This is a genomic window from Psychroflexus sediminis, assembly GCF_900099815.1.
GTDB classification, from domain to species: domain Bacteria; phylum Bacteroidota; class Bacteroidia; order Flavobacteriales; family Flavobacteriaceae; genus Psychroflexus; species Psychroflexus sediminis.
The window spans coordinates 1-1,222 of sequence record NZ_FNCW01000035.1; the positions used below are offsets into that span (position 1 = coordinate 1).

Annotated in this window: 1 protein-coding gene; it reads left to right on the forward strand. The window is 31.8% G+C overall.

What is annotated here, in order from left to right; all coding sequences use genetic code 11:
• The first annotated feature begins 224 nt into the window (after positions 1-224).
• Positions 225-1,118, forward strand: a complete 894-nt coding sequence (locus tag BLP81_RS13495) for a carboxypeptidase-like regulatory domain-containing protein (RefSeq protein WP_093370557.1) — start codon at positions 225-227, stop codon at positions 1,116-1,118.
• Positions 1,119-1,222: the final 104 nt, after the last annotated feature.

A 1,222-nucleotide genomic window follows, 5' to 3' on the forward strand; every position in this document is an offset into this window, starting at 1 on the left:
TGCTTTACTTTGGAACGTTACTTCCATGTATTCGGGACTTACACCCTATGGGCGTTCATGTAAAAGAACTATATTTACCATTCAAGGCACACACAAAGGCTATAAGCAATTGGTTTTTAGGTGTTTATGTGAAAAAATAGTAAATAAAATAAAGGTCAGTGCTAAACTGAAAAGTTAGGGCAAGAAATCCCCAACTGCTCATAGCCACGACCGTTGCCCACAATATGAAAAAACTACTTTCAATAATATTTTTGTTTATTTCAAGCCTTTGTTTTGGTCAAATTAATTCTGTGATAATTGACAGTGAATCATTAGAAAAAGTACCTTATGTCAATATTTGGGTAGAAAATGAGAATATTGGGACTACTTCAAATCAACAGGGAGAGTTTGAATTAAACTTGAAGGAACCTCATGTAATTGTTTTTTCTGCAATTGGATATGAAACGAGACGAATTCAGTCCAATTCAATTATAAATATCGTAGAACTAAAAGCTTCAATTACAGCATTGGATGAAGTGATATTATCAGCCAATAAGCAAGACCTTGAGTTGACTATTGGTAACTTCAAAAAATCAAAAATCAATCATTACTTTGCTTGTGGAACCACACCTTGGATTACTGCAAGATATTTTCCGTATCAAAAGAATTATAAAAAAACTCGATTTTTGGACAGGATAAAAATTTTAACAAACAGTGATATTAGAGATGCGAAATTCAATATCAGATTGTACAGTGTAAATGAAGATGGCGAACCTGATAAATATATTTACGATAAAAACATAATTGGAATTGCGAGAAAAGGAAAAAAATTAACAGAAATAGATTTATCAGGTCTAAATATTGAATTTCCGGACAAAGGTTTTTTTATCGCCATTGAATGGTTAATTATAGATGATAATCTCTATGAATACAATTATACAAAGCAAGATTCGAATAAGAAATTAAAAAGAATTTCTTACGAACCTTCATTTGGAACAATACCTTCTGTAACAGATGAAAATAGTTGGATTTACACGCAAGGAAAATGGAGAAGGGTTTGGAAAAAGAATAGTGGAGCTTGGGACAAATCTGAAAATAAATATAGTCTTTTAGCAATTGAACTCACATTAACGAATTAATACTGTGGGCAACAATGGTAACCGTTGCACAAGCCAATAAAAATCCAAAAAACAAGTCATTTTAAGCTCTTTTCAGGGCTTTTGTCTTTTTATCAGAGTTGGTT

Excerpts from the sequence above, each read along its gene's own strand:
- BLP81_RS13495 (WP_093370557.1), top strand. The coding sequence starts at position 225 with ATGAAAAAACTACTTTCAATAATATTTTTGTTTATTTCAAGCCTTTGT.